This is a genomic window from Streptococcus sp. GMD1S (assembly GCF_000296875.1).
Lineage (GTDB): Bacteria > Bacillota > Bacilli > Lactobacillales > Streptococcaceae > Streptococcus.
This window is the reverse complement of sequence record NZ_AJQY01000353.1, coordinates 1-2114: the sequence shown is the minus strand read 5'-3', so window position 1 is coordinate 2114 and position 2114 is coordinate 1. Positions and strand designations below refer to the sequence as shown.

General features: G+C 43.2%; 2 protein-coding genes. Both read right to left on the bottom strand.

Annotation, left to right across the window (positions count from 1 at the left end; genetic code table 11):
- Positions 1-2 precede the first annotated feature (2 nt).
- Positions 3-968, bottom strand: coding sequence for a LacI family DNA-binding transcriptional regulator (locus GMD1S_RS10215; RefSeq protein ID WP_000225979.1), 966 nt, complete (start codon positions 966-968; stop codon positions 3-5).
- Positions 949-2114, bottom strand: a 1166-nt coding sequence (locus tag GMD1S_RS10210; RefSeq protein ID WP_000318486.1) for a sucrose-6-phosphate hydrolase, incomplete at its 5' end; no start/stop codon positions are given. The genes GMD1S_RS10215 and GMD1S_RS10210, both read right to left, overlap by 20 nt.

Below are 2114 nucleotides of genomic sequence, written 5' to 3'. Positions count from 1 at the left end.
ACTTAAATACTTTTTCCAGGTAATAGGGTGACTGGTAAGAAGTAACCAGTTGTCGCGACTTCCTTGCCTTCGATCTTCTGCAAGAGAAGATCAACAGTGAGTTGGGCAATCTCTTCCAAGGGTTGCTTGATGGTCGCCAGTTGAGGGTAGTAGTTTTCGATAAAGTAAGTCCCATCATAGCCGATGACTTTGAGCTCTTCAGGAACAGAGATTCCCAGTTCCTGAGCTATTTTGATAACCAAGATGGCTGTCAGATCATCTGAAGCAAAGATAGCATCTGGTTTCTGATGAGTCAAGATATTCTTGATTTCCATTTCCTTTCTGACGGGAGAAAAGTCACTCGAAACATTGATAATAGGCGCTTTTGGGAGTACAGAGGCAAAACCAGCATGACGCAGTCCAGTAGGCGAATTGGAATTGTCATTCCCTGTAATCATGATAATAGACTGGGCACCTGTCTTGACCAAGGTTTGGGCAGCGAGAACCCCGCCACCGTAGTTGTCAGAGGAGACAACAGGAATGTCTGGAGACAAGTTTCGGTCAAAGGAAATGATTGGCGCTGTTACACGATTGTAGTCTTCAATTCCCAAGTTATGACTACCAGAAATGATACCGTCGACCTGATTGGCCTCTAGCATTTCGATGTACTCCCGTTCCTTCTTAGAGTCGTGCTCGCTGTTACAGATGATGGTCTTGTATCCATTTTTAAAGAGTTGGTGTTCCAACTTATCAATCAATTCTGCATAGAAAACATTGGAAATATTTGGGAAAATTAAGCCAATCAACTTAGCTGATTTTCCTTGGAGGCTACGAGCTAAATTGTTGGGCTTATAGCCCAATTCTCTCATGGCTTCATTGACCTTGAGAATGGTTTTTTCAGACAGATAACCTTTTTTATTGATAACCCGAGAAACGGTAGTAGGGCTGACACCAGCAAGTTTTGCGACATCAGTTAGTTTTGCGACCATAATCTAATTCATAGTAGGTTCCGGTTGGGTTTCCAGATTTGATCAGGATACCATTTTGATCGGCATTCGGAAAGACGCGACCAGAAAATACTTTTTCTCCTTTATTGATAAAAATTTCAAAAACAGAATTGTCGATGAAGATGTTAGCAGTAGTAGTTTGCTTGTCGATTGGGCAAGAACGAGTGCTTCCAAATTCTTGGGCGTACTGCTCACCAGCCTGGCTACGATCCACTGTCACTTGACCATTTACAAGGTCAAAGTTGATTGAAAGTCCCTTGCCTTCTTTGTCGGCAAGTAAGACAATCTCGCTCTGGCTATTGGCTTCCAAGTTGAGCTCGAGTTCATAGCTGTTATTGGTTTGAGCACGATTTGAAAAGGGTTCTTCAGAGACACGAAGGTCCTTGATAGCTGCGACAGGGTATTGGTAGAGTTTGCCATCTTTGATAGTGAGTTCCTTGACCAATGAGAAAGTTCCTTGGTGGTCAAAACGATCAGATGGGTAGACTACATCTGGTAGTCCAAGCCAACTAACTGCTAGAGAGCGTCCGTCTGGAGCGTTGAAGGCTTGCGTTGCATAGGCTTCGAAACCATAGTCTAGATTTTGCAATGGAGAGACATCTACCATTTTAGCATTTTCAGGATCAAAAGAAGCCCCGATTTTGTACATGTTTGGATAGATATTATCATAGTCTAGAACACTCTTATCCAATCCTTGCGGGCAGTAGAGAAGTACAGGTTGTTCACCGATAAAGACCAGATTTGGACATTCCATCATATAGGCAGTACGGTCGTTGGCAAAGTCTAGGTCACCAACTGCTTGCCAGTTGGTGTAATCATTATCTATAGCCTTGTAGAGACGAACAAAGCCTTTTTTCTCCAAGTCCTGTCCACCCACGATAGCATAATATTGCCCCTTAAAGTTGAAAATTTGTGGGTCACGGAAGTGATCAGTAGAGTCTGATGGCTGGTCAATCAAGATCTTGTCAATTTTTGTAATCTTGCCATCCTTATCTAAAAGAGCCCCGATCTGGTAGGGGTGACGGATCCAGTTTTCATCACGGACATTTCCAGTATAAAATAGGAACAACTGATCGCCAAACTGCATGGCAGAACCAGAGTAGGCACCGTGGCTATCTAATGGAGTAT

Coding starts and splice junctions, on each gene's coding strand:
- GMD1S_RS10215 (WP_000225979.1), bottom strand. CDS start 968: ATGGTCGCAAAACTAACTGATGTCGCAAAACTTGCTGGTGTCAGCCCT.